Genomic DNA, 2,922 nt, shown 5'->3' with positions numbered 1-2,922 from the left:
CGTGTCTTTGGTTGATACTAGAACGGGTTTCTTCAACAACGGTAAGGTGTTCGATCAGGGTCATTGGGTTACCTCTCAGAAAGTGAGGTGCGATTAGATCACAGTAATTCAATCTTTGTTAACAAAGTGCGATCCCGCCCTGCCCCCAATACAGGCTTCAATATAAAAATATCACTATGAGCAAGCGGAAAGCTTTTATGAAATAAATGAGACATAAAAGACCTATAAACAAAAAAATCATCTGGTTTTCTCTATTCACCATCAGTTCATTACTTGCCTGTAGCTCCGATGATGCCGTACAAGAACAAATCGAATAAGTGAACTATCTTAATATCGCAGAAAATGGCAGCAAGTTCTCTGGTGAGATTTTTTATCAGACCCATTTTATCGTGATCACCAACAACTACCGTGCTTTTTCTGGCCAGTTTCCTGGCACAGGGCCAAAACATGTCGTATTAAGCTTTCCAGATGATATTCAAGCCTTACTATCAAACAATATTACCCAACAAACCAAAAAAAAGGGCAACATAGACATTATTCCCACCTACAATTGGCGCCTAAAACCCATCAAGACCCGAACAAAATTGGACATTCGCTTTCAAACACAAAATACCGCAGCAGCAGAACATTTTATAATGGATCACCAGAAACTAAAAATGATAAACAAAGGCGAAGATCCACAAGGTTATGCCAATTACCAACTGTTGCTGGATCAACATTGACACACTAAAAACTCGACAGGATCAATACAGCAGACTTGATGAAACCAGCTTGATGAAACTAAAATTTAAACTAACCTTATATCAAGTCCTAATGCAGGCATGGCGAGATCGTTAACATCAGGAATAGGGACATATATGCGCACTTTATCCATCATTCTGCAGAATTTCATGTTGTTACTCTTTTTTACCTGTCATCTCGCTGTAGCCGAAACAGAGACCCTCCCCCATTCAGAAAAGAAAATCAAAAAAGATGAGTTACGTACGCAAGTTCTCACGGCTGAACTCATGATAAAAACGGAAAAAAGTTGGGATGGTGTACTATTGCCTCATTACCCCTCACAACAACCTGAAATCACTGTGTTAAGACTCACCGTGCCTCCAAAAACAAGATTACCCGTGCATAAACATCCCCTCATCAATATTGCCTACCTAACCAAGGGAGAGCTCACCTTTTTTCTTGAAGATGATAGTAAAAGTATCACTCTCAAACCCGGTGACGTAGATATTGAAGTGGTCAAAACTTGGAACTATGGCGTCAATAACGGCGATACACCTGCTGAATTAATCGCCATTTACCTCGGTACCAAAGCGATTCCCTTGAGCATTAATAAATATGAAAATAATCCTTAAATCAAGTTATTAATAATAAATAATACTCATTTGATTAATTCTAATTGCCCCTATATTTTCTTTTCGCTGAATGAAGTATATGATTGATACTATCTCTATCTGTCCATAATCAATGAAGAGGTTTTCATGGGTAAGCAGTTTAATGCGTTACAGCCCCAACATATGGATTTCATTAAACAACAAAAAATATTCTTTGTTGGCACAGCAGCGTCCTCAGGACGAGTCAATATTTCACCTAAAGGCGGCGATAGCTTTCGCATAATCAATGAAAATCAGGTCATTTGGCAAAACTTGACTGGCAGTGGCAATGAAACTGCCGCCCATATTTATCACCTGTCCCGTATGACCCTCATGTTTTGTGCTTTTGAAGGAAACCCTCTCATTTTACGCCTATATGGCGAAGCCACTGCCATACACAAAGCCGATAAACAGTGGCAAGAATATATTGATTTATTTCCTCTAAGTGTAGGAACGAGGCAATTTTATCACTTAACGATCGATATGGTACAAACCTCATGCGGTATGTCGGTGCCTTTCTTTGATTACCTTGATGATCGAGATCAGCTTACTAACTGGGCCGAGGCCAGAGGACCTGAAGGGATCCATGATTACTGGAAAAACCGTAATCAACACAGTATCGACAATATGGAAACTCATATCGTAAAATTAGCGGGAATAGCTGACGAGTCTATTGACTGAATATGCCTATTTTTTAATAAAGAAAGATAAAGGAAAAACGACCATGAATATGTTTACCGCTTCATTTTTATTATTTTTTTATCTTATATTAAGTGGTAATGCCAATGCGCACAGCACCGAGCAATCTCAATCAGGTCACCCCAATGAATCAAAAATCGCTGTCGATGTAGTCATAAAATCTGATACCAGCTGGGATGGTACTCCCTTACCCGCATACCCAACAGGCCAACCTGAAATCACTATTTTAAACATCACGGTTCCAGCAGGCGCTACATTACCTATACACGAACATCCCTATATTAACGCGGGCATATTAATCAAAGGTCAATTAACCGTTTTCAGAGAAGATAACGGTAAGACACTGCACCTTAAAGCAGGAGACAGCATCACAGAACTCGTCAAAATTTAGCATTATGGTAAAAATGAAGGGACTGAACCCGCTGAAATCATAGTTTTTTATGCGGGTATCAAAGATAAACCTGTCACCCTCATAGACAAAACACGTAAAAACAGTAATAGCGAGACCAGTACACACTAACCCCAATAATTAATCGTTTAGCTAGATCGACTGATATTAATCTAGCTAATCGCTTGTTTTTTTACAAGCTCCATGGATGCATCAACATATTCCATCTGAAATTTGAAATTCAAAATTCAGATGGAATATCCACAACCTATAATCAATAGCATATTTTTCATATAATACACATATAAATGGGCAATCATATTTTCATACACAAGCATCATGTTTGGAGGATAATCCTTAGATTGCCATAATAACCGACACACTTTGGTATAGAAAAGAGGGTTAGCTGCCTATAAGCTTCAATCTCTCACAAAATCGGCCAAGGTTCTCAAATGAAAAACCAAT

The 2,922-nt window shown here is 38.7% G+C and carries 4 protein-coding genes; all 4 read left to right on the top strand.

Annotated elements, in window-relative coordinates; genetic code table 11:
- Positions 1–317: 317 nt before the first annotated feature.
- The 4 genes from L2764_RS26525 (at position 318) to L2764_RS26510 (ending at position 2,460) form a co-directional block, all read left to right on the top strand.
- Complete coding sequence (locus tag L2764_RS26525) at positions 318–722, top strand: hypothetical protein (RefSeq protein ID WP_248943339.1); 405 nt, start codon at positions 318–320, stop codon at positions 720–722.
- A 135-nt stretch (positions 723–857) separates the two neighbouring features.
- The gene (locus L2764_RS26520; protein WP_248943338.1) at positions 858–1,352 is read left to right on the top strand and encodes a cupin domain-containing protein; all 495 of its coding nucleotides are present in this window, start codon (positions 858–860) and stop codon (positions 1,350–1,352) included.
- A 126-nt stretch (positions 1,353–1,478) separates the two neighbouring features.
- A complete protein-coding gene (locus L2764_RS26515) occupies positions 1,479–2,051 on the top strand; it encodes a pyridoxamine 5'-phosphate oxidase family protein (protein ID WP_248943337.1) in 573 nt (190 codons plus the stop codon).
- Between the two features lie 43 nt (positions 2,052–2,094).
- Entirely contained in the window at positions 2,095–2,460 is a 366-nt protein-coding gene (locus tag L2764_RS26510; RefSeq protein ID WP_248943336.1) for a cupin domain-containing protein, read from the top strand.
- The last annotated feature ends 462 nt before the right edge of the window (positions 2,461–2,922 follow it).

This window comes from Shewanella surugensis (assembly GCF_023284005.1).
Classification (GTDB): domain Bacteria; phylum Pseudomonadota; class Gammaproteobacteria; order Enterobacterales; family Shewanellaceae; genus Shewanella; species Shewanella surugensis.
This window is presented reverse-complemented; position numbering and strand designations above follow the sequence as displayed.

Coding starts and splice junctions, on each gene's coding strand:
- L2764_RS26520 (WP_248943338.1), top strand. CDS start 858: ATGCGCACTTTATCCATCATTCTGCAGAATTTCATGTTGTTACTCTTT.
- L2764_RS26515 (WP_248943337.1), top strand. CDS start 1,479: ATGGGTAAGCAGTTTAATGCGTTACAGCCCCAACATATGGATTTCATT.
- L2764_RS26510 (WP_248943336.1), top strand. CDS start 2,095: ATGAATATGTTTACCGCTTCATTTTTATTATTTTTTTATCTTATATTA.